Genomic DNA, 23641 nt, shown 5'->3' with positions numbered 1-23641 from the left:
TTTCACTTGTTTTTGGTAAGTTATTTTTCGAACCATGATTGAGGCTGAAACTGAGGGCTCAATTTAAGGAAAGTTAACGAAATAGGGAACTCTGGTGCGCCTAGCCCCCCTGATTCATCGACTGATTACATTTCGTTCTATAAAAAGCCGGCTGTTGCTGGGACTTTCTTGTGCTCTAGCCATCTTGGCGGGGGCCGTGCTGGGCATGGCGTGGCAGGTGGGTAAAACCATGGTGCACGAGACCAACATCGCCCACCTACGTTATCAAGCCAACCTGCTGTCTGATGAAATCACTCAACAGATCAATCAACGTATCAATGCCTTAGAGCGCCTCAATGGCGCCGTAGGGCTGTCCGATGATTCCACGTGGCTGAACTATGAGCTGCAAAAGAACGACTCGCTGCTCGCTTGGTTCGAGGGGTTGGTCATTAGTGATGAAAACGGAGTCATCGTCAGTGACTGGCCGAGTGTTACCGGGCGGGTGGGCTTGGAAACCGGCGAGTTGGAATATTTCAAGATGGTGCGCGGCATTCGTCGCCCCTATGTGAGTGAGCCGTTCGTCGGCCGAGCCAGCGGTATGCCCCTGGTGCTCATTAGCGTTCCGCGCATTGATGAGGATGGCAAATTCGCAGGATTCATTGGCGGTATCGTCAGCCTGGAAAGCAGTGGGCTCTTCAACCGACTGGGCACCATTCGCCTCGGCGAGGAGGGGTATGCAGCGGTTGCCACGGCATCGGGCAGGATTCTCTATCATCCTGACAATGATCTGGTCAATGCGGACCTCCGCAGTGACCAGCTAAACCCCCTGTTGGAGCTGGCGCTGGCAGGGTGGAAGGGGGAGGGAGTAACCGAGCTGGCCGATGGGAACGTGAGCCTGCAAGCGTATGCCCAGGTTTGGCCGGCGGATTGGGTGATTGGCCTGTTTTTGCCCGCTGACCAAGCACAGTTACCGCTCTCAGGATTCATTTATAAGCTGCTGGGTATCTGGTTTGCGCTGGCGCTCATCATGATGCCACTACTGTGGTGGCTGTTGGCGCGGATTCTCAAGCCATTGGATCATCTCGAAGCGCAAATTGGTGAAGTGGGGATGGGGCAGCGCGCGAGTCTGGACCTAGCCACGAGCATGCAAGAGTTGCAGCAAGTCGCGGTGACGTTCAACCGTGTCGAGCACGAGCGTCAGCAGTTGGTCGGTCATTTGCAAGAGCGCCAGGCCTTTTTGGATTCCGTGTTGAGTGCCACGCCCCAAGGGATGTTTGTTGCCAACTTTGGCGGCAAGATCACTTATATGAACCCGTCGCTCTTGGAGATGTTGGACATTCCCCCCGATACGCCCATGGAAGCATGGATGGAGCAGGTTCACCCTGATGACCGAGAGGGTGCCAGGGACATGTGGGTGCACAGCTTGAAAACCGGCAGCGATTTCGTTCGCCAGCTGCGGTTCATACGCAGCGACCAGGAAACGCTATGGCTAGACATTCACGCCCGTGTGGTCATGCTCTCGAAAGGCGGTCATTCGTTGGGCTTGGTGGGGGTCGTTAAAGATATCACCGAGCGCCGCCAACAGGAGGCGTTGCAGCGCTGGGAAGCGGAGCACGACCCGCTGACGGGGCTGCTCAACCGACGTGGGTTCGATCGCCGTTTGGAGGAGGCGTTTGCCGACTTCCAGAAGACCAGCACCCCCTCTGCGCTGCTGCTGTTCGACTTGGATCACTTCAAACCCATCAACGATGAGGGTGGTCATGCCTTGGGGGATGAAATGCTTCGCCGGATCGCCCAAATCGTGGCGTGGGAGGTGCGCCGAAGTGACCACGTGGCACGCCAGGGGGGAGACGAGTTTGGGGTGCTGCTGCCTAGCTGCACGTTGAGTCAAGCCGAGCGTATTGCGGAGTCTCTGCGTCAGGCGGTAAGCGAGGTGTCCGTTACCCATGAGGGTAAAGAGTACACCGTGACCCTGAGTATCGGCGTGACGACCTTCGACGAGAACGACGAGACGGTCGAAATGGCGCTTTCCCGTGCGGATGCCGCCAGTTATGAAGCCAAAGGGCAGGGGCGCGATGGGGTCATCGTGAAGCTGCCGGATCAGTTCGATCCCATGGCGCTCTTCGATTAAGGCGCGCTTCGATCAAAAGGTATCGAGAAAGCCGTCGCGTTGCCACTCGGTCAGCCACTGAGGCAGCTTGTCGGCGGGCATGGGGCGTGCAATACCATAACCTTGAGCCAAATAACACCCCAATGACAGCAGCGCTTTGGCGTGCTCCAGCGTCTCGACACCCTCTGCTAGCACGGGGCGTGAAAACTTCTTCGCCAAGAAGACGATGCTTTCCACGATCGCACGGTCATCCTCGCTATCCAGCATATCGCGAACGAAGTCACGGTCGACCTTGATCAACTGCACCGGTAGGCGGCGGAAGTAAGCCAGCGACGAGTAACCGGTACCGAAATCATCCAGCGCGACATCGATGCCCAGCCGTTGGCAGTTTTCGAGTACGTGCAGCGCCGCTTGCATATCATCCAGCGTGGCAGATTCTAGAATCTCGATGGCCAATCGTTGGGTGGGAACATCGGCATATCGTGCCAAGAGCTGTTCTAACTGCGGTAAGAAGCCCTGATGCAGCAAGTGTTGTGGGCTGATATTCACACTGACTTGAAGCGTGATACCGGCACGCTCCCACTGTTGAAGCTGTTTTAGAGCCGCTTCGATGACCCATTCGCCTAGCCGAAACTCCAGTTCGCTACCTTCGATGAGGGGGAGAAACTCCCCTGGCGCACAAAGTCCCCGCTTGGGGTGCTGCCAGCGGATCAGCGCTTCGGCCCCCACGACCTCCTTCGTCTGCAAATCGACCTGAGGCTGGTAGAAAAGTTGGAACTCCTCGTTGCTCAGCCCGCGTTGAATGGCAGTACGCTCTTGCTGACGTAGCCGAGTTAGGTGCTCTTCATCGGTACTGTAGCGCACACACTGCGATACACCGTGGGTTTTGGCTTGATACAGCGCTTGGTATGCATGGCGAAAAAGCGTGTCCGAGTCTACTTCGTCTTCTGGGTAGCATGTCATGCCAATACACGTGGTGAGCTTCAACGTATGACCGTGTATCTGCATGGGCTCCTGAATGGCTTGGTGCAACGCTGAAGGGCTGAGCTGCTGGGTGGGGGCCGCCACCACGAACTCGTCGCCGCTAAGCCGCGCGGCAATGCCCTGTTGATGTAGCGGAGCGACCAAGGCCGCCAAACGTTCGGCGATACGCTTCAAAATACGATTGCCGACGGCGTAGCCAAACAAATCATTGAGGCGTTTGAAATCATCGATATTCAGCACATAAACCGTCAGAGGCTCGCGTTGCCGAGTCAGCGCCTCTAATTGCGTGCGCGCCAGACGCTGATTAGGAAGGCCTGTCAACTCATCGATGTTGGCGGCTTTATACAGCGCCTCTTCATGACGCTTGGTGTCGGTAATGTCGGACTGGATGGCGATGAAGCCCCCACCGGACTGTTCGCCTGCGGGTAACGGGTTGCAGCTGATGTGCACCCAGTAGGGCGTGCCGTCTTTGCGATAGTTCAGCAGCTCCTCTTCAAAACGTTGGCGATATCGCAACGCATGAGCAATGCGGCGTACGGTAGCGCTATCGGTGGCGCTTCCCTGAACGAGTTTTCCCGGCTTTTTGCCAATGGCTTCGTCGAACGTGTAGCCGCTGAGCCGCGTAAAGCCGTCGTTGATCCACTCGATGTTGCCCTGTGCGTCGGTGATCACCACTCCATTACTGGTGTTTTTCGCCACCATCGACAGCCGGGCAATGGCCTGCTGGTCTTGGCGCTGCTGGCGGTGGTTGCGAAGGTTATTGATAAACTGCCCGATGCTTCCCAGCAGTGGTGCCAAGAACTCCACCAAGGTGTCATCATAACCGTTAGGGCGGTTGGCGAGGCCGATCATCCCAATGCAGTGGCCGTTAAAGTGAATCGGCACGCCCAAAAACGCGTTGAGTGGCGGATGCCCGGCCGGCAGACCGCCACGGCGAGAATCCATAGCGGGCGCGTTAGAAATGACGACCGTCTCATGGCGCATTACATGACCAAACAGGGTGTCGAGATTGCTGAATACCATGCCGTTGGGGGCATTTTGATCATAAAACTGTTTGGATGCTTGATCCCAAGTGATGTCGGTGATCGCATGCGCGACGAGATAGGGTGCTTGCGTGTCGTCGTAAAGAACTTCACCAATGAAGCCATACTCGCTGCTGGTGAGGGCCAGCAGGTCTTCCAGTAGTGGGTTGAGCGCCTTGGCATCGCCCTGGCCGTCGATGAAGCTCGCTTGCGCGCGCATGATGGCTTGCTCTAACGCCTGCTGGCGCAACAGCTGGGTTTCGATCTGCTTGCGTGGCGTGACGTCCAGCATCGTACCGATGAGCTGCACCACACGGTCACTCACCACCAGCGGGTTGCCGGTAATTCTGACCCAGCGCGGTTCACCGCTGACGGTCGTCAGTTGAAACGTATCGTTAAACGCCACGCGGTGCTCGATGGCCGTGTCGATAGCGGTCATGAGCCGCTGGCGGTCTTCAGGCGTGTAAGCGTCCATGCGTTGCTCGAACGTGCGAGCATCGCGTTTGCCTACGTCGTAAAGCTCATTGACGACATCGTTCCAGTGGGTGGCACGGCTGGGTACGTCCATCTCCCATAGGCCAATCGCCGCATTACTGATGGCGTGGTAGGCCCGCTGAGACAGGTAGTGTTCGAATTGCAGCACCGTGCTACTGGCCAGCTGCTGAAGCAGCTCTTTCTGGCTATTCGAGAGCTGGCGCGACTGCTTGTCCATCACGCACAGCGTACCGATCACGCTGCCATTATCGGCCACCAGGGGCACGCCAGCATAAAACACGATATGCGGCGGCAAGGCCACCAGCGGAAGCTCTCTCAGGGACGCGTGTTCACGGGCATCTGGCACTTCATAGAGGGTCCGCTCTTCGATCGCGGTACCGCAGAAGGAGCGCTCTCTGAGCATGCTCTCGGCGGGTTTGCCTACGCCGCTCTTGATCCAGACATGGGTGTCATCGACCAGCGTGATCAGTGCGATGGGCATATCGCAGTAGGCCGCCGCCAGTTGAGTAATACGGTCGAAGTGGTCATCCGCCGAAAGGTCGCCCAAGGTATAGCGCTTGAGCGTGAGAAGGCGCTGCTCTTCTTTTTCATGGCTGACTGGCGGAACCATAAGTGACCTATAAGTGACGGTGCGCGTTTTTGCTTACTTTCCCTTATGGTGGCGTGGCTGTCTAGCGAGTCGACAAATCTTAGTCAACGGTAGAGTATAAGAGGATGCTTATTCGACTGAGAGCGCTTTCGTGGACCTACTCGAACTCTTTACTCGCACCCTAGATGTCACCCTACCTGTCTTTGCCATGGTGTTCATAGGGATCGCTCTGAAACGCCTGGGTTGGATCGATAGCGCGTTCATTTCGACGGCGTCGTCTCTGGTGTTCAAAGCCACGCTACCAACGCTGATCTTTCTCAGTCTCGTCAACGCTGACTTAAGCGTTGCCCTGGATGTGCCGTTACTGCTCTTTTTTGCCTTCGCCACGCTGGGCCAGTTTTTGCTGAGCTGGGGCTGGGCGCATCTGCGTGTGCCTCGAGAGGATCGGGGCGTGTACGTACAAGGGGCGTTTCGCGGGAACTGCGGGATCGTGGGATTGGCGTTGGCGGCGGGCATGTACGGCAACTATGGGTTGTCCGCTGGCAGCTTGCTGTTGGGCGTGGTGATCGTGATGTACAACGCCCTGTCCGTCATCGCCCTAGCGGCGTACCAACCTGGCCAAGCGACCGACTGGCGTAGCCTGCTGGGCCACATCATCAAAAACCCATTGATTCTATCGGTGGTGGCGGCATTACCGTTCACTGCGTTGTCCATCCCGCTACCTAGTTGGGTGATGACGTCGGGCAACTACTTCGCCTCGCTGACGTTACCGCTCGCCCTCATTTGCATCGGCGCGACGCTCTCGGTGTCGAGTATGCGACAGGGCAGCCACGTGGCACTGAGTGCCAGCAGTCTCAAAATGGTGATACTTCCAGCGCTTTCCACGGCGGCCGCTTGGCTGATGGGATTCTCAGGCAGCCAGTTGGGGTTGCTGTTTCTTTTCTTCGCCAGCCCCACGGCGGCCGCCAGTTTCGTGATGGTCAAAGCGATCAATGGCAACGTCGCGTTGGCTGCCAACATCATCGCCATGACCACGCTCATGGCCAGCGTCACCGTGACCCTAGGCATTTTCGCTCTGCGTTTGCTGGGTTGGATATAGCCCAGCATGGCTTTTCCAAGCCCCTGGTTGGCCGAGGCGAATCAAAACGCTATACTATTCGCCCCGTAAGTCCCTGTAGCTCAGTAGGATAGAGCAGCCGCCTCCTAAGCGGCAGGTCGCAGGTTCGACTCCTGCCAGGGACGCCAAACACCTCTCTCTTCGTGACTTTTCTGTCACCGCGGCGCGCCCAGCGTCTGCACCCAATAATGCGTAAACCGCGCGTCGGCATTTTCCGCGTGGGCCATACCCATCTCTGTAAAATCATCGTTCATTAAATTATGGCAGTGGCCGGGGCTGTTGATCCAGCTTTCGATAGCCGCGTCGGCAGTGGTGTGGCCAGCGGCGATGTTTTCGCCGACGGTGCGCCAGGCGTAGCTTTGTTGGGTGGCGCGTTCGTCTACGCTGTTGCCGTCTTGGCCGGTGTGGCTGAAGTAGTCATTCTCGGCCATGTCGTCGGCGTGAGCTTGCGCGGCGGCGGTGAGCGGGCAGCTCCAGGTGAGGGGGCCGGCGGCGTTGAAAGATTGTTCGCCGCATTGGCGGGCTTGGTTTCTGGCCTCGTTAACACGTGCCAGCATCTGTTGCTGCTGTTCGGTAGGGGCGCAGGCGGTGGAAGTGGCGTCTGTGTCGCTTGCTGCCCATGTAAACGGGCTGTCTATCCCAACCATCACCGTAAGCGAGGTAGATAAAAGCGCCCGCAAAAGCGGGCGCTTTGTGAGTGGCTTATCCACCGAATTTCTCATTTTCGCCCAAGTCGGGCGTGGCGTCTTTTTTGAGATTGGCTTTGGCAATCTCGTAAAGCTGGAACGTTTTGCTCTCTTTGGCTTTCCAGTGTTCGCCCATTTCTACTTTCACTTCCAGTAGGGCGACATCCGGGTCGTCTTTGCCTTCCGGGAACCAGGCAGCCACAAAGGGATTCCAGTATTTGTCGATCAGCTCGCGGTTGTCGATCACGTTGGCTTTGCCGGATAACGAGACATACACCCCGTCTTCTTGATCCGAAAAGCTCAGGCACACATCGTGGTCGCTTTGGGTCTCTAGCACTTTCTCAGCACTGCGACGGGTGAAGAACCAGAGCGTGCCGTCGTATTCGTCTTGTACCAGATGCATTGGGCGGGCGCGGGGCGTGTCATGGTCCAGCGTGACCAGCATGCCGACTTTGATATCCTTGATCATCTTCCAGATTTTTTGCTTATGCTCTGGGCTAGACATGGTGTCACTCTCCTTATGAATGGCTAGCGGTCTTTTGCCAAGCGTCAATGCTTATGCAAAAGCTAACGGGATTTGGGGGATGCTGTACAAATCCTGTCATTAGCCTAGCTGCCATCAGGAAAATCAGCAAATCGGTTCTCCCGGTAGCTCGATATAGAACTCGCCACCACCGCCTTGCGCATCTCGATAGTTCACTTCGCCGCCCAGCTGATGGGCAATCTCTCGGGTAATGGCAAGGCCCAAGCCGGTGCCGGGCAGTTTTCGCGTATCGCTGCCGTCGGCTTGAGAGAAGCGCTTGAAGAGGTGAGGTTGAAACGCAGGGTCGACGCCTGGGCCGTAATCGCGAACGGAAATGACCGCTTTGCCACTCTGGAAAGCCACCGAGATGTCGACGGACTCGCCCTTCGGCGTGAATTTCACGGCGTTGGACATCAAGTTGGTCAGCGCTTGAATCAACCGTGGGCCATCGACGTTAACCATCACGTCTGGCCACGGTGCCGTGGCGTGAATGCGGACACCATGCTGCTCTCCATAGCCTGCCATGGACTCGACCGCCTCTGCCACCAGCGGCGTGAGCGGCTGCGCTGACAAGTTCATCGGCATTTTGCCCGCCACCAATTTTTCCATGTCCAGCAGATCGTTGATCAGTGTGGCAAGCCGCTGTACGTTCCGTTGGGCGGTTTCCAAAAGCGCATTGGCGGGGGCGGGAAGCACGCCTACGGCACCGCCTGCCATCAGGCCCAGTGACCCATTGATCGATGTGAGTGGCGTACGTAGTTCATGGCTCACGGTGGCGATGAATTGGTTTTTCATTTTATCCAACCGGCGACGCTCGGTAATGTCTTCGATGAGTGACCAGATCACTGGGCGTCCGTCGGGGTCGTGGCTCAGCATGCCCTGCAAGCGCACCGGGTAGCGGGTGCCATCCTTGCGGATGTACTCTTTTTCAAAGGGCCCATAACGGCCGTTGGTTTTGAGGCTCACCAAGGCCTCTTCTTCAACGGCTTGATACTCCTGTGGGGTTAGGTCCCAGTAACTGAGGTTGACGAACTCCTCTCGGGTGTAGCCGGAAGGCAGGGTCAGAGCGTCGTTGAGGTCGATGAACTGTCCGCTCTCAAAATCGTTGAGGGCAATGCCGATAGGGGCAAACTCAAAGAGGCCTCTTAGGCGGCTCTCGTTGCGCTCCATGGCTTTGCGGGCTTGCTCCTGTTCATGGATGTCGTGCAGGTAGCCATGCCATAACACGCTGCCATCCGCGAGCCGTTCCGGGCGGGCCTGACCGGCCGTCCAGCGGTAGCTCCCTTGCGCATTTCTGACGCGATAGGTCGCGTGCCAGTCGTCGAGCGTGCTGGCCGAGTGCTGAATGGTGGCGGCTACGGGAGCGAGGTCGTCGGGATGAAGGCGGTCGAACGCCGGGGTCGCGTCTTGGGCGGCTTGCTTGGGCGTTAGTCCATAGAGCGTTTGAATTTGCGGCGAGCTGAACGGGAACGTGGCTCGGCCGTCTGGAAACTGCCGGTATTGATAAATCACCCCAGGTAGCTGGGCCATCAGCTTGGTGATACGTTCGTTGCTTAAACTGTTGGTCAGCGTATCGGCTAGCCAGCGTGCCAGCAGGCGCAAGAAGAGCCTTTCGCTCTCGTCGAAGTCGGTGGCTCTTGGGGTGGCCGAGGAGAAGTTGAGCGTTCCGAACACCTGCCCCTCCACGTCGATCACCAGTGAGGCATAGGCACCCAGCGGGAAGGCCTGATAGCAGGGATGGGCGTGGAAGTCGCTCTTGGGTACGTTGGCAACGAAGAGCTCTTTTCCGTGCCCGGTAAAGAGCAGGTGGCACCAGGTGCTTCCTAAATCGAAGCGCTCTCCGGCATCGAGGGGAAAAGAGGAGGTGGCGTCTACCCAACGGGCGGTGTAAACGTCGCCCTCGATCTGGCTGAGAATGGCCAGATCCAGGCCGAGGTAGTGGCGCGTCTTGTACAGCGCGTACTGAATTTTATCATCGAGCGTGTCGAGGGCGTTGAAGGCGATATCGTTGAGCAGCAGCAGCGCATCGTGGTGTTTGCGAAGCTGGGCGCGCGCATCGTGTTCGCGGGTAATGTCGACGATGAAGCCTTCCATGATGACAGGGTGCAGAGGATCTCCTGTCACCCAGTTGCCGCGCTCTTCGACCCAGCGCCATTGGCCATCACGGTGGCGTATGCGGTACTCGACGTGCCAGCCTTCGTTGGCAACGCGTGCTGCTTCGATGGCGTCACCGACGCTCGTGGCATCGTCGGGGTGAATGATGTCGGCGTAGCTAAGGCTCGCGTTATTGATCAGCGCTTCTGCCGAGTGGCCGCTGACGCGGTCGATTTGGCCACTGATGTAGAGCATCGTCCAGTTGTCATCCGGCAAGCAGCGGTAGGTCACACCGGGCATGTTGCTCAACAGCGAAGCAAATTCGTCTCGGCTGGCTTGAAGGGCCTGCTGCGCCTCGACTTCGTGGGTAATGTCGGTGTGCGTGCCGTACATCAGCAGCGGCTGGCCATCTGGGGTCCAGTCGAAAACTTGGCCACGGTCATGCACCCATACCCAGTGCCCCTGTTTGTGGCGCATTCGCGCTTTGCAGCTATAGCTCTCTGTCTCTCCACGGAAGTGGGCGTTGAGCAGCGCCCCGGAGTGGGCAAGGTCGTCGGGGTGCGCTAGGTCTAGCCATGTATCGATCGTGGTTGGGCTCAGCTCATCGAGGGTGTAACCCACGATCTGCGCCCAGCGCTCGTTGAAGAGGGTTTCCCCGGTCTGTACGTTCCACTGCCAGGTGCCGACGCGAGTACCTTCGATTACAAGCCGTGCGCGGCGTTCGCTCTCTTGCAGCGCTTGGGCCAGCGCCTCGCGTGAGGCGTGGTTGCCAATGTCGCTTTTGAGCAGCTCTTCTACCATGGCGCCCATGTCACGCAGCAGGGCGATTTGATCTTGGTCCAGTGAGCGTGGAGTGTCGTCGATCAGGCATAGCGTGCCTACCCGTTGGCCCGAGGGCGTGTGCAGAGGCATCCCGGCATAAAAGCGAATGAACGGTTCGGCCGTGACCATGGGATGGTCGATGAAGCGGGCATCTTTTAGGGCATCTTCGACGATGAGATAGTCGCTCTCCAGAATGGCGTGGCTGCAAAAGGAGCGCTCAAGCGGCGCCTCGTTAGCGTCTAACAGGCCCTGGCACGATTTGAACAGTAGGCGATCTTGATGGATCAATGAAACGAGCGCGGTCGAGACGCTAAACACCCGTTGTGCGAGGCGTGTAATACGATCGAAGCGGGGGTCGTTCTCGTAGTTGAGCAAGTGGCGCTCATTCCACTCAGAGGAATGGGCAACACGGTTGTCTGAGCCCTGGGGTGTTGTCATGGCGTGACCATCGTCAGGTGACCTACTGAAAGTGTGCAAGGCGCACGTAGCACTCGCCGTTATCGCTAAACTTATAACGAGCCGTTAGGCGTTTACCACAGCATAATGGCTTATTGCGAAGGGGTGTAGAGAGAGACGTCGTGCAGGCTTCGTTTCATCTGTGAAAAATTGTGGAGCGCCGCCGGTCGCGACGTATTTGTCACAAAGCTGGCTGAGGAGCATAACGAATGAAATATATCGTCGTGATAATCGCATTGGGGTTAGGCGGCTGTGCTGGTGCGTCGGGGGTCAATATGCAAACGGCGGCCGCCGAGTATTGCGAAAGCGTCGGGGGCGAGCGAATGACACGCGAAAGCGCTTTGGGAACGGGACGTTACTGTCGACTGCCGGATGGCCGTGTCGAAAACGAGTGGCATTTATATCGAACAGAGCATTTAGAGAACGATTGATGCCATAACTAGATGAGCGTTTCAAACGCATCAAACGTGCCATCAACGCACATTTGAGCGTATAAGATGAATGAATAAAAAGTAGGGTAGGCTGGCATAGCGTCAGTAGGGGATCTGATGGGCATTTTCAACGTCATGTGGCGCGTTTGCGGCGTAGGGGTAATGGCCGCCTTTTTGCTGTTGCTGACTCTACCGTTAGCGTACGCCAGCGCGCCTGCGCCGTTAACCGATTGGGAGTACCGCTGGGGTGATGCGCCCCTGGACGCCGAGGCGCCATGGCAGCCCATTGCCTTTCCCTCTAACCCGCCAGGGCGAAACGGGCAACAGGCCGTATGGTTCAAGACGGTCGTGCCCGCCGGGGAGTGGCGTGATCCCGTTCTGCACATTACCAGTATCAATTTGGTGGGGCAGGTTTACCTGGATGGCACGCTGATTTATGAGCACGGCGATATGGCGAATCCTCGCTTCATCGGCTGGCCGTGGCATCTGGTGGCATTGCCTGAGGGGGCGGCGGGTAAAACCCTGGCGCTGCGCATTCACTCGGATTACACCAGCATCGGTCTTTGGGGCGATGTGGAGATCACGGACCGTATCGATGCGCTACAGGGAATGCTCCAGGCGTCGGTGCAGGATCTTGCGGTCAGCGCCTTTAGCCTACTGTTGGCGACCCTGGCGGCGATTTTTGCCATGATCGGCCCTGAGCGCCGGGGATTTTTCGCCATCGCGCTGTTTGCCTTCTCGTCAGGGTTGATGCTGTTGGCAGAGACGCCTGTTCGGCAACTATTGGCCGATGCCCCGCTCATCTGGGACATCCTCAGAGCTGCCAGCTACTTTACGCTCCCCATTGCCATGGGCCTGCTGCTGAGCCACTGGTTGGAGGGGGCGCCTAAACGCTGGATGGCCCGGTTATGGCAGCTTCACTTGGTCTATTTGGTGTTGTCGATTGGGCTGGTGGCGTTTGGAGCGGTCAGTTTGGCGCTGACGTTCCCGGTGTTCGATGTCCTGCTGCTGATGACGCTGCCCGTCATGCTTTTGCTGGCGCTATTGCATGTTCGTCGCTTGAATTTGGAACAGCGACTGTTCGTCTTTAGCTTTTTGCTGTTTGCACCGCTGTTGCTGCTGGATATGTTGGTGGCGCACGAGTTGATCCCTTGGCGTGATGTGCCTTTGAGTTATGGCGCGCTGGGCTTCTCTTTGGCCATCGTGGCCATTTCCTTATGGCACTACCGCCATACCCAGCGGCAGCTGGCCGCAGCGAACCTGACACTAGAAGCGCAGGTGACGGCGCGAACGGCGGAGCTGGATACCCTAGTCGAACAGCTCAAAGGGCTCTCTCTGCAGGATGCGTTGACGGGGCTCTATAACCGCCGCCACTTCGATACGCTGCTTCAGCAGGAGATGGCCTTGGCGCAGCGGAAAGGGCGTCTACTGTCGTTGCTCATGATCGATATCGACCACTTCAAAAAAGTGAACGACAACTTTGGCCACGATGCAGGGGATGCCGTGCTGATCGAGGTCGCGATGCTGTTGACGCAGCATTTTCGTGGCTCGGACGTGGTGTGCCGCTTAGGCGGCGAGGAGTTCGTTGCGCTGCTGCCGGGCACCGATACGGCGGAAGCGCAAGCCCGCGCTGAAACGCTGCTGGAAACGCTGCGCCATCGATCGTTGAGCTATCTCCATCAGCCGCTTGGGCGCATTACCCTCTCCTGCGGGGTGGCGACGTTCCCTACGCACACGATGGACCCCGCCAGGCTACTGCGGTTGGCGGATACCGCGTTGTACAAAGCCAAGAACAACGGGCGGGACCGGTGTGAAGTATGGGAAGGGGTCACGTCTGCCAGCGAACCGTAGTCGGCGTTGCTACAGGGGCTCATTCCATACCGTTTGCCACGCCCAACCATCTTTCTGCACATAGGCAGCGAGCAATCGCTGCTGTCGTTCCGCGAGCTGCTGGCGTATCGCGTGTGGGGAAGTCGCGATACCGGGCAGGCGGTGATACGCCTCTAAGTAGGGAAGCTCGGGGGGCGTGGGAACGGCATCGATGAAGGCGCTATCCAGCGTGGCAAGAAAATTCTCTAACGTGACGATGCCCATATTGAGCTGCTGTCGCGTTGCGTGGCCGATAGTAGGACAGGCGATCTGGGCGATGGATAGCGCTTGGTACAGGCGTGCAAGCGCTACGGGCAGCGATTTTTGGCTTCTTGGGTCGTGGTAATAGTGCAAGATAGGGTAGGCCAGATGCTGCTGCCCTAAGCGGCTGATGGCCTGCTGGAGGGGCTGAAGCTGTTGCCCCAGACTCGTATACGTCCCGTTATCGTGGGTGGCGCTGAGGATGTCTAAAGGGCTTTCTCCCAGCGCATGGATGGTGAGCGCGACATGGCGTTTCTCCGTCACGTTGGCAATGATGCTCAGCATGTAGGTAATGGTGAGCGTAAAGAGAAAGAAGCCGTTGGCCGCTGCGAGCGGCGGGGTCATCCGCCAGCCATCACTTCCAGGCACGAAGTCGCCGTAGCCGAGGGTGGTCAGCGTATAGCCCGCGTAGTACAGGCGCTCGATTCCATTGGCGGAGGCTTTCGTCGTTGCGTTCACCACGGCGTCTTCGGCACTGCAAAACAGCAGCCACCAGCCAGCCAGGGCAAGCAGTAGCCAAATGGTGATCAACCCCACGGTCAACCAGGGGCCTGCGGCTGACAGTAGCCGGTGGCAGCGATGACGCTGATGGATCGCCAGTAACACGGCCCATACGCTGCTGATGGAGCGGTTGGTCATCGGCCCAGAGTGGGAGGCAGACAGGGTGGTTTTGATGGCATCGTAATTGGCGAGGGCAATGAGCAGGATGCCGATCACGCCGAGCCAGGGATTGCCGATCATTGTTGCTCCTTAGGTCGATGAGTCGTAGGGAGTCACGCTAACCACCACCTCATAGATACGCCAATCATAGTGGTTCAGCATGGCCTCTGCCGAGGCGATGCGCTCGATTAATCGATGCGAATCGCGGGGAGTAATGAAGGCTTCGCCGCTAAATACGTGGCCCTCTTCCCGGAGACGAACGGCGGCATCGGCGACCCAGTCGACCTGTTTGAGCTCGGTTTCGAGTATCTCGGCTAACGCTTCAGGTTGGGCTTTCGAGGTAAACCGTGGGCGACGATCCAATAAATCACCCACGGCCTCTTTCAGGTTCACCACGCCGTCCTTGGTCACGTCGATAGCGATGAGCGCTGCTGCCAGCGCATCTGCCCACCAGATACCGGCACCAATCCCAATGATGCCAATGATCGCCGCCAAGCCGGTCATCCAGTCCGCTTTGCTCATTTTTCCGTCGACGTAGACGGTTTTCTCATGGACTTTTACGGCGGCTTTGGTCTGGAGGTGGCCAATCACCATCGGAGGAATCACGCTGTAGACGAGTGCGCCGATCATGAGCCAGCCCATCCAAAACGTTTGGCCGAATAGTGTGGTGGCACCGACCGATGGATGCTCCTGGCTGATCAGCTTCATGATCGAATCCAGCAGTAGCAGGCTACCCATCAAGCTCAGCGCCGTGGCGGCGCATAAAAACGCAATCACCGTCGCGCGCTGGTAGCCGTAAGGAAACGTGTCGTTAGGCGGGCGGTTGCGAAAGTGCATAGCCACTAAAAAAGCCACGGGTGGAATGAGCGAGAGAATGTCTTCGATCCAGGCCGCTTTCATGGCCTGGCTGCTGCCTAACACCAGCCCTAGTACTAGCACGATGGATGCGCGAAACCCTAAATTCCACCACTCAAGCGTGATGAGATAATCGAGCTGACGCTGCTTCTCTGGGGGCATGCGATAGGGCTTGCGGATTTTCATTCAGCGGCCTCGAAGCGTTGTAGCTGCGCATGCAGGGAGTGGCTATCGTTCAGATGGCGTTGTAGGGCCAGCATGAGCGCGTTTTCCCCTTTGGGCAGTGCCATGACATGGTGCTCGCTTGCGAGCCGGTGAGTGGTAGGGCGAAAGCCGTGGGCGTCCAGCCACCAATGAGGTGCAGCCACCCAGCCGGGGGCGTCATGTAAACGCGAGGTGATGACCGGCGTCGCGCCCAGTGCGCGAATGGGCTGCATGACGCGATTGAGGCGCGGCGCGGCGACCTTTTGCCCCGCCACGGACGTCTTTTCGAGCGTGTTGGCTTGCGTGCCGCGGGTGGCCATGCCGATGACATGGTGCGTGGTGTAATACGGGCGCGTCGTGGCCGCTAACTGACCGAGGCGGGTATTGCTGGTGAGGCCCCCTGCGACGATATCGAGCTGGTGATGTTGGAGTGCCTGCAACAGCTCGTTCTCACTGCCCCAATGCCACTCGATGGTAGCGTCGAGGCTTTCTGCAAAACGGTCGAGAAGATCAATGTCGACCCCTTGAGGGCCTGCCGCAGTAGCGATTACCCAAGGAGGGTTTTCCGTAATACCGATAAATAGCGTCCCCTCCTCGATATCGCTCATGCTGCGTTCTACGTTTTGAGGATAACGGCAGCCCATTAACGTTAAAGAGAGGGCGATACATACACATAGCGGGTAAGAGAACGTGCTTTTAAATATAGAAAGGCGTCTTTTCACGACGATTTAAATCTCACTGTTTAAATGGCGATTAAGCACGTTGCCATGATTATCTAACATTAAGGGGTGTCCATGGGAAAACAATAGAGAGCGTTAACGCCGTGCTACGAGAGCACGGCTTGGTACGGTTATCGAGATGACTGCCGTTAAGCGGCAATGTTGGCACACGCATTGGCACACTGCTGACAAGCATTGGCGCACTCTTGGCAGTGTTCGACGTCGTGCTTGGCGCATTCGTCGGAGCATTTTTGGCAAATATCAGCGCAAAGTTGACAGACATCGTTGGCGTATTCGCTATTTTGTGCCATGTAAGACGCGGCCAAGCGGCAGATTTGTGCACACTGAATATCCATACGAATGCACTCGGCCATGGCTTGTACCTCCTTCTCTTGCAGGCACAGGGTGGCGCATTTGTCGCAATAAGCGGCGCAAATGTGGCAGGCTTCGATTTTTTCCTTGAAGGCTCCAAAATTCATCGTCAGCTCCTTAGTCAACGAGTGAGAACACCCTTCCCGGGCGTTGAGGTGTAAGGCTAGCCGACGGTGAGTTTACGTGCCTTGCTAGTCAGCGATGTTTAATGTTGTTTAAAGGCCCACGCTGCTTTTTAAAGCGTTGTATAGCCGGTGCTGAGCCACGTGTGGAATGTCAATAAATGTCACAGTGTGGGGAGCCGCCGTTACTTTTGTTAATGCCTGAGCCATAGTACGCCCATGGGGCTGGCTGGCGTATAAAGGTATTCTTATAAAGGGGTGGGCTATGCGTAACAACGGCTACGTATCACAAACGAATTACCCGATCGAACCCGACGACTTTCTGATCTCACGCACGGATATCAATGGCTATATTACCTATGCCAACCCGCGCTTTATCGAGGTGAGCGGTTTCTCCATCGAAGAGTTGATGAACGAACCCCATAACGTGGTTCGTCATCCAGACATGCCGCCCGAGGTGTACCGCGATATGTGGGCAACGCTGCGGGAAGGACTCTCTTGGCAGGGATACGTCAAAAATCGACGCAAGAATGGCGACCATTACTGGGTGCATGCCAATGTCGTGCCCGTGATCGACAAAGGCGAGCTGCAAGGCTACGCGTCGCTGCGCTCTTATGCAGGCGAAGAGAAGGCGCGCTATTTCGATCATCTATACCGTCAAATGCGAGAAAATAGCTGCCCCTACTATTTGAAGCGAGGCAAACTCAAGCGTAAAGGGCTGCGTGGCAAGCTGCCATCGTTCCAGTGGGAAGGGGTGAAGGCGCGCGTCATTCTGTCCTCTTTGGCGAGCGTGGCGCTACTGGGGGTCGGTATGTGGATTACCCAACGCTTCTCTCTGGCGGGGTGGACGCTAGGGGTACTGGCCTTGGTCTTGGCAAGCTCGATCTGGTCGGTGAATGCGCTGCTCTTGGGCTCTTTGAATCGTTCGGTCGCCTCGCTAAAAGACATTGCGCTACAGCTGGCAGCGGGCAACTTGAATACGGCGATTCCTTCCACCCGCCGCCAATCGCTACGCCAAACGTTGGATGCGCTTCAACTCATGCGCCGCTCGCTGCTCTCTACGGCCAGCGATATTCAGCGCAATATGGAAGCCATCGGCCCGGTGGTCAATCAAATCCTCAACAATAACACCAATATGGCGGATCGTCTGGAGCAACAAGCCTCGGCAGTACAGGAAACGGCTGCCAGCATGGAGGAGATCTCCAGCACCGTGCGCCAGAGTGCCTCGAATGCGCAGCTGGCGAGCAAAGCCGCAGATACCAACCTAGCGGAAGTGGGCACCGCCACCCGCTTAACCGATGAATTGGCGCACGCCATGGAAGCGTTGACCAAACAGTCCGAACGGATGAAGCACATGGTGCAAACCATCGATGCCATCGCGTTTCAAACCAATATTTTAGCGCTAAACGCGTCGGTGGAAGCGGCGCGCGCGGGTGAGCACGGACGCGGCTTTGCCGTGGTCGCTCAGGAGGTACGCAAGCTCTCCAATCAAACCGCCGACGCGGCGAAAGAAGTCCAGCGCATGATCGTGGATACCAACCAAAGCGTGCTGGAAAGTGCTGCTCACACGCGTGAAACCCAGGCCGCCACGCAGCGCATTCGCCAAGCGAGCCAGCGGGTGAACGACCTGATGGAAGAGATCAGTCGGGCCGCGAGTGAACAGAGCGATGGCGTGGCCCAGATCGGCCTCGCCATTGCCGAGATCGATAGTACCACCCAGGCAAGCGCGACTGACATGGAGAGCTACCGCCGCGTGGCAGACACACTGAGCGGGGAAGCCGCCGCCCTGACTAACAGCGTCAATGCCTTCAGAACCTCCCAAGGTGGCGTGCAACCCTTGCCAGCACTACGCCGCCCACAGCCGCTTGGGCTCAATAAGCCCGCCGCCAAAGTGCTGCCGTCCAAGCAGTCGTCGGCCGATGAGTGGGAGCAGTTCTGAATCCTGAAGAGAGGAGCATAGAGCTAAATAAGTAGTTTTTTATGTGAGAGTTTGTGTCGTCGACTAAAGGCTAATTCATTTAGCCTTTTTTTATTTCATCCATACTACCATACTAGTTGTATCAGCTGGCGTGTATAGGTACTTTCTGGGGTGACATGAAGACAAATTTGCAAGCGATGTGGCAGAGGGAAGGTAGTGATGTTTCGGTGCGCCAACGTCTCTATAACGTATTGCGGCAAGCGATTATTCGCATGGTGCTGGCACCGGGGCAGGCGCTTTCTGAAAAGGAGATTGCGGATTTATTCGCTGTCAGTCGCCAGCCCGTGAGAGAGGCGTTTATCCGCCTCTCAGAGGCAGGGTTGGTTGAAGTGCGCCCTCAGCGAGGCACGTATGTGGTGGGTATTTCCCGACAGGCGGTTCTGGAGGCACGCTTCATCCGCGAGTCACTGGAGGTCGCCATTACGCTGGAAGCCGCCAAGGGCACACTTTCTGAAAGTGTGCTAATGGAGCTTAACGAACTGATTGAGCGCCAGCGCAGCTGTATTGAGCGCCAGGACCATGACCGCTTCTTTTTTCTTGATGAGATGTTTCATCGCACATTGGCCTTTTCCACGGGACAGGTCATGGCATGGAACGTCATCGAAGATGTGAAGGCGCAATTGGACCGGGTACGTTATTTGAGTATTCCTGACTCTACACCGATCCCTAAGTTAGCCGATCAGCATCAGGCAATCGTCGATGCAATAGCGGCTTCAGATAGTGACGCCGCCGAGAAAGCGATGAGTGTTCATCAGCGTGAAATCCTGAATTCGTTGCCTGAACTTGAGCGTCGTTTCCCCGATTTATTTGCAGGAGTGGGATTGGCTGCTCCAGCACGTTCCACATAAACACAGCCACATCAACACAGCCATATCAACCAGATGAATGATTGTCCTGCATGACGTAGTTCCAGCCGTAATGCTGGCGGACAAATGACCAACAATAATTATCTTGAGGAGTTGAAGATGAAGCTCACACGGTTACTCCCAGCGATTGCGCTGGTTGTCGCAAGTCAAACTGCACACGCTGCTTACCAGCTCAATGTCTCTATCGCATTGAGCCCCCAAGATCCTATCGCACAGGCTTTGCAGAGCGCTCAGCAAAGTATTGAAGAGCGTTCTGATGGTGAGCTGACGATCCAGATTTTCCCGAATAGCCAGTTGGGCTCCGATGAAGATGTCGTGGAGCAAATCCGCAGTGGTGCCAATATCGCTATTCTCATTGATGCTGGCCGTTTATCGGAATATCAACCAGAGCTTGGCATCTTAAGTGCCCCTTACTTGGTTGAGGACCCGCGTGATTACGCTCAAATAACCGCGTCGCCGCTGTATCAGGAGTGGGTGGAAGGGTTGGCAGGCGTGAGTGGCCTGCGTCTACTTAATTACAACTGGTTCCAGGGGTCGCGGCAGATGCTGACTCAGAATGAAGTCAAGGCACCTGACGACTTGAATGGCGTACGTGTACGAACAATCAACTCCCCAGTATGGGTAAAAACGATTGAAGCCATGGGGGCAACCGCCACTCCCTTGCCCTGGTCGGAAGTTTACTCTGCGCTTCAATTAGGCTCGATTGATGGCGCAGAAGCACAATTAACTGCTGCCGAAGGCCAAAACCTCCATGAAGTGATTACGAATGTGGCGTTAACGAACCATATTCATTTAATGACGGGTATCGCCACTTCTGATCAGTGGTATCAAACCTTGCCTGAAGAGCTACGCACTATTATCGATGAAGAGTTCTTAAAGGCGGGTGACGCGGCGAGTCAAGCCACCATGGAAGCACAGGCCGCTGTGCAGGAGAGGATGGAAGCTGAAGGCGTCACATTTACCGATGTGGATATCGATCTATTCCGTGAGCGCGTTGGCAGCGTCTACAAAGAGTTAGGCTACGACCAATATCGCGAGCAACTGCTCTCTAGAGAGTGAGTCTCCGCTCCTGCCCGTATTGGTTCTCTGGGCAGGAGCTTTCCCCTTTTCTCTTTGCTATTAACCCACCATCCATATGCCCTACGGGGCGAGGAATGCTGTATGTGGCATTGGTACGATAAAGGTGAGGAGTGGTTAGCCATCTTGCTGCTCGGCGGTACCTCTCTCACCATGTTTATTAGCTCAACCGCTAGAGCCGTCGGAAGTCCCTTCGCTGGTGGTGCTGAATTAGCGCAATTCCTGTTTATCTGGACTGCCGTGTTAGGTGCCGACATCACGCTACGTCATGGTGGTCAGGTGCGCATTGACGCGCTGGTTATTCGGCTACCCGCTAAGTTGCAATTCATGATTACCAGTTTGTGTATTGCGATGATGCTGCTCTTTTTAGTTCTTCTTGCTTGGTATGGCTTCGGTTTAGCCACCTCAAACTGGCAGCGCCCAATGGGAGTGGCGGGGCTAAGTTATGGCTATATCACTTTGGCGCTTCCTATTGGTGCTTTGCTGATGATGGTTTCATTGGTACGTCGCATATCCGCTAATGGTGTTATTGGTAGCTTGATGGCTGACGATGACGACATGGTGGAGGAGTCGCTATGACAGCCGCGCTATTACTGGTTTTTGGCCTGTTTCTTATGGCCATTGGCATGCCTGTCGCATTTGCTATTGGAATTGCGGGCTTTTCTTACTTTTTGCTACCTGAAACATTCTTGCCAACGAGTATCGCTGTGCAGCGAGTCGTCTCTTCGACACAGTCCTTTCCGCTCTTAGCCGTTCCGTTGTTTATTTTTATCGGCCACTTAATGAATGCCAGTGGCATTACCCCTCGCTTAGTTCATCTCTCTACCCTATTGGCAGGGTGGATGAGTGGCGGTTTGGCACAGGCAAGTATTGTGTTGAGCACGTTGATGGGTGGGGTGTCAGGCTCCGCAGTGGCCGATGCCGCTATGCAGTCCCGTGTGTTGGGGAAAAGCATGATCAAGGGTGGCTACTCTTCTGGATTTACAGGGGCGGTGCTGTCTATCGGTGGCTTAATTACGGCGACGATTCCACCCAGCATCGGTTTGATTCTGTATGGCTACCTTGGGGAAGTCTCGATAGGGCGACTATTCATCGCCGGGTTGGTCCCCGGTTTTTTATTGATGGTTGCGTTAATGGTGACGACTTACATTATGGCCAAACGACGCGGCTATCAGCCCGTCACAGAGCACTTGCCTACTGGCTCAGAAGTCTTGAAGGCACTGCGAAGTAGTATCTGGGCCATACTCTTCCCCGTGTGGCTGTTGGTAGGTATCCGTTATGGGTTGTTTACGCCTTCCGAAGCAGGTGCGTTTGCCGTTGCTTATGCGCTGTTAGTGGGGTGTGTTATCCACCGGGTGATGGGGGTGAAAGAAATCCTGAATGCCATGCGTGCCAGCGTGCGAGATATTGGCATGATTATGCTCATTATTATGTTCTCGGGCATTATCGGTTATGTCGTCTCTTTTGAAAGAGTCCCGCAAACAATCGCTGAATTAACCCTTGGCGTGTTCTCCAGCCATATCACCTTACTGCTTACCGTGTCGTTGCTGCTGGTCTTTTTAGGCATGTTACTTGAGGCTACTGTCGTGGTGATGTTGCTGACCCCCATTTTAGTACCGGTTATTAAAGCGGCTGGTATTGATCCTGTTCATTTCGGGCTGCTTATGATGACACTGGTCACTTTCGGCGGCATGACACCCCCGGTCGGTATTTCGATGTATACCGTATGCGGCATTTTACGCTGCTCGTTTTATGAGTATAGCCGTGAACTACTGCCTTTCGCTTTTGCGGTCTTCGTAGTGGTTCTGGGTATTTTTTTCTTCCCGGATATTGTTCTGTTTTTGCCCAACTTGTTACTTGGGTAGAAGTTCCTATGAATGTCTCAATGACCAAGGGGTAACGATGAAGTTTAACGACCATATTGAGTTCATAGGTGCAGACTTTTTATTGGAAAATGAAGCTGCCCGACGGCTCTATCATGATCATGCTGCTGTCATGCCGATTTGCGACTATCACTCGCACCTGGACCCACTTGAAATAGTTAACGACGTTCAATTTGATAACTTGACCCAACTTTGGCTCAAGGGGGATCACTATAAGTGGCGAGCCATGCGTTGCGCGGGTGTCGCAGAGCAGCGTATTACCGGGAACGTTAGTGATCGGGAGCGCTTTCAAGCATGGGCAGAAACCGTGCCGGATTGCTTGGGCAATCCTCTCTATCATTGGACCCACCTTGAATTGCGCGAGCCACTGGGGATCAACGATGTGCTTCTTTCGGCAGAAACGGCGGAGGAAGTGTGGCAGACCTCGCAGCAGCGGTTGGCAGCGCCTCAGCTCAGTGCTCAAGGGATCTTAAAGCGCTTCAACGTGCGTACCATTTGTACCACGGATGACCCCACCGACAGCTTGGCCGACCACCAACGGCATGCAACCAGTGGCGCTGGCCCAACCATGCTGCCTACTTTCCGTGCCGACTTGGTACTCAAGATTGAGCAACCGGGTTTTATCGATTATCTGGCAAAGCTCGAAGCGGCCAGCGGCCTGAATATTCAGCGCTTCGATGATTTATTGGCAGCTCTTTACCAACGATTGGAACATTTTGAGGGGGCAGGGTGCTGCCTTTCCGATCACAGTTTAGAAAAGCCAGTGTTTGTCGTACCACCTGCCGTCCATGAGCTTGATCGTATTCTGGAGCGAAGAAAGGGCGGGGAGGCGCTGAGCAGTGATGACGCCCACGGTTTTACCACGGCGGTTCTGTTATGGCTGGGCAAGGAGTATGCCCGTCGGGGCTGGGTCATGCAGCTCCACATTGGTGCCTTGCGTGACTTAAGCCAGCGGGGGCGACGTGAGATAGGCGCGAACAGCGGCTTCGATGCCATTGGTGATACTACCTATGCCGAACCCTTGGCGGCGCTGTTGGACGCGCTCGACCGGGAACATCAGCTTCCACGCACCGTACTTTATAACCTCAACCCACGGGACAACGAGATGTTGGCGGGTCTTGCCGGTTCTTTTCAGGGGGATGGCATTCCCGGCAAGGTTCAATTTGGCGCTGCCTGGTGGTTTAACGACCAACGTGATGGCATGGAGCGGCAGTTAACGACCCAGATGCAGTTTGGTTTGTTGCGTCACTTCGTTGGCATGCTGACAGACTCACGCAGCCTTTTGTCCTTTTCCAGGCACGACTATTTCCGGCGTATTTTTTGCCAGATGCTGGGGGCTCAGATGATGCGTGGTGAGCTACCTCGCGACGTGGATCGAGTCGGGGAAATGGTGCGCGCCGTTTGTTATGACAATGTGCAGCGCTACCTCTTTGAGCGTTGATTACCTTTTACTCTTCGTAATGGAAT

Annotated in this window: 18 protein-coding genes and 1 tRNA gene; 11 read left to right on the top strand and 8 right to left on the bottom strand. The window is 56.1% G+C overall.

What is annotated here, in order from left to right:
• Positions 1–94: 94 nt before the first annotated feature.
• The gene (locus QIT27_RS08505) at positions 95–2110 is read left to right on the top strand and encodes a sensor domain-containing diguanylate cyclase (protein ID WP_253015800.1); all 2016 of its coding nucleotides are present in this window, start codon (positions 95–97) and stop codon (positions 2108–2110) included.
• Positions 2111–2122: 12 nt separating this feature from the next.
• Here QIT27_RS08505 and QIT27_RS08500 read toward each other — a convergent pair whose 3' ends face one another.
• Positions 2123–5200: a sensor domain-containing phosphodiesterase gene (locus QIT27_RS08500; RefSeq protein WP_285263470.1), complete on the bottom strand. Its 3078-nt coding sequence runs from the start codon at positions 5198–5200 to the stop codon at positions 2123–2125.
• 130 nt (positions 5201–5330) lie between these two features.
• Between QIT27_RS08500 and QIT27_RS08495 the strand changes: the two genes are divergently transcribed.
• Both QIT27_RS08495 and QIT27_RS08490 read left to right on the top strand, forming a co-directional pair.
• Complete coding sequence (locus QIT27_RS08495; protein ID WP_285263469.1) at positions 5331–6278, top strand: AEC family transporter; 948 nt, start codon at positions 5331–5333, stop codon at positions 6276–6278.
• Positions 6279–6347: 69 nt separating this feature from the next.
• Positions 6348–6424: transfer RNA gene (locus tag QIT27_RS08490), tRNA-Arg, on the top strand.
• Between the two features lie 27 nt (positions 6425–6451).
• On the opposite strand, the gene QIT27_RS08485 is transcribed toward QIT27_RS08490, so the two are convergent.
• From QIT27_RS08485 to QIT27_RS08475, 3 genes are all read right to left on the bottom strand, one after another.
• Complete coding sequence (locus QIT27_RS08485; RefSeq protein ID WP_285263468.1) at positions 6452–7006, bottom strand: CAP domain-containing protein; 555 nt, start codon at positions 7004–7006, stop codon at positions 6452–6454.
• Positions 6999–7487 (bottom strand): pyridoxamine 5'-phosphate oxidase family protein, encoded by a 489-nt coding sequence (locus QIT27_RS08480; RefSeq protein WP_253015840.1) that lies wholly within the window; start codon positions 7485–7487, stop codon positions 6999–7001. Before QIT27_RS08480 ends, QIT27_RS08485 begins: the two co-directional genes overlap by 8 nt.
• A 123-nt stretch (positions 7488–7610) precedes the next feature.
• A complete protein-coding gene (locus QIT27_RS08475; protein ID WP_285263467.1) occupies positions 7611–10859 on the bottom strand; it encodes a PAS domain-containing protein in 3249 nt (1082 codons plus the stop codon).
• A gap of 227 nt (positions 10860–11086) precedes the next feature.
• On the opposite strand from QIT27_RS08475, the gene QIT27_RS08470 reads away from it, so the two are divergent.
• Complete coding sequence (locus QIT27_RS08470) at positions 11087–11308, top strand: putative hemolysin (RefSeq protein ID WP_159342642.1); 222 nt, start codon at positions 11087–11089, stop codon at positions 11306–11308.
• Between the two features lie 117 nt (positions 11309–11425).
• Positions 11426–13159, top strand: coding sequence for a GGDEF domain-containing protein (locus tag QIT27_RS08465; protein ID WP_285263466.1), 1734 nt, complete (start codon positions 11426–11428; stop codon positions 13157–13159).
• Positions 13160–13168: 9 nt separating this feature from the next.
• Here the strand turns inward: QIT27_RS08465 and QIT27_RS08460 are convergent, their stop codons facing one another.
• The 4 genes from QIT27_RS08460 to QIT27_RS08445 all read right to left on the bottom strand — a co-directional run bounded on the left by QIT27_RS08460 (position 13169) and on the right by QIT27_RS08445 (position 16355).
• Positions 13169–14179 carry a potassium channel family protein gene (locus QIT27_RS08460; RefSeq protein WP_285263465.1) on the bottom strand — a complete coding sequence of 337 codons (1011 nt, stop codon included), beginning with the start codon at positions 14177–14179 and terminating at the stop codon, positions 13169–13171.
• A 9-nt stretch (positions 14180–14188) separates the two neighbouring features.
• Positions 14189–15139 (bottom strand): cation efflux transmembrane domain-containing protein, encoded by a 951-nt coding sequence (locus QIT27_RS08455; RefSeq protein WP_285263464.1) that lies wholly within the window; start codon positions 15137–15139, stop codon positions 14189–14191.
• Positions 15136–15765: a substrate-binding periplasmic protein gene (locus QIT27_RS08450; protein ID WP_285263463.1), complete on the bottom strand. Its 630-nt coding sequence runs from the start codon at positions 15763–15765 to the stop codon at positions 15136–15138. The genes QIT27_RS08455 and QIT27_RS08450 overlap by 4 nt, the downstream gene beginning before the upstream one ends.
• Before the next feature lie 260 nt (positions 15766–16025).
• Entirely contained in the window at positions 16026–16355 is a 330-nt protein-coding gene (locus QIT27_RS08445) for a four-helix bundle copper-binding protein (protein WP_285263462.1), read from the bottom strand.
• Between the two features lie 280 nt (positions 16356–16635).
• On the opposite strand from QIT27_RS08445, the gene QIT27_RS08440 reads away from it, so the two are divergent.
• The 6 genes from QIT27_RS08440 (at position 16636) to uxaC (ending at position 23615) form a co-directional block, all read left to right on the top strand.
• On the top strand, positions 16636–18309 hold the full coding sequence (locus QIT27_RS08440; protein ID WP_159342636.1) for a methyl-accepting chemotaxis protein: 1674 nt from the start codon (positions 16636–16638) through the stop codon (positions 18307–18309).
• 155 nt (positions 18310–18464) lie between these two features.
• Positions 18465–19196 (top strand): GntR family transcriptional regulator, encoded by a 732-nt coding sequence (locus QIT27_RS08435; protein WP_285263461.1) that lies wholly within the window; start codon positions 18465–18467, stop codon positions 19194–19196.
• Positions 19197–19280: 84 nt separating this feature from the next.
• Positions 19281–20273, top strand: coding sequence for a C4-dicarboxylate TRAP transporter substrate-binding protein (locus tag QIT27_RS08430; protein ID WP_285263460.1), 993 nt, complete (start codon positions 19281–19283; stop codon positions 20271–20273).
• A 102-nt stretch (positions 20274–20375) separates the two neighbouring features.
• A complete protein-coding gene (locus QIT27_RS08425) occupies positions 20376–20870 on the top strand; it encodes a TRAP transporter small permease (RefSeq protein WP_285263459.1) in 495 nt (164 codons plus the stop codon).
• Positions 20867–22156: a TRAP transporter large permease gene (locus QIT27_RS08420; protein WP_285263458.1), complete on the top strand. Its 1290-nt coding sequence runs from the start codon at positions 20867–20869 to the stop codon at positions 22154–22156. Before QIT27_RS08425 ends, QIT27_RS08420 begins: the two co-directional genes overlap by 4 nt.
• Before the next feature lie 37 nt (positions 22157–22193).
• Positions 22194–23615, top strand: a complete 1422-nt coding sequence (uxaC, locus tag QIT27_RS08415) for a glucuronate isomerase (protein WP_285263457.1) — start codon at positions 22194–22196, stop codon at positions 23613–23615.
• Positions 23616–23641 lie beyond the last annotated feature (26 nt).

Origin of the sequence: Halomonas sp. LC1, assembly GCF_030247125.1 — a bacterium.
Classification (GTDB): Bacteria; Pseudomonadota; Gammaproteobacteria; order Pseudomonadales; family Halomonadaceae; genus Vreelandella.
The sequence above is the reverse complement of the archived record's forward strand: the minus strand, read 5'-3'. Positions and strand labels throughout refer to the sequence as shown.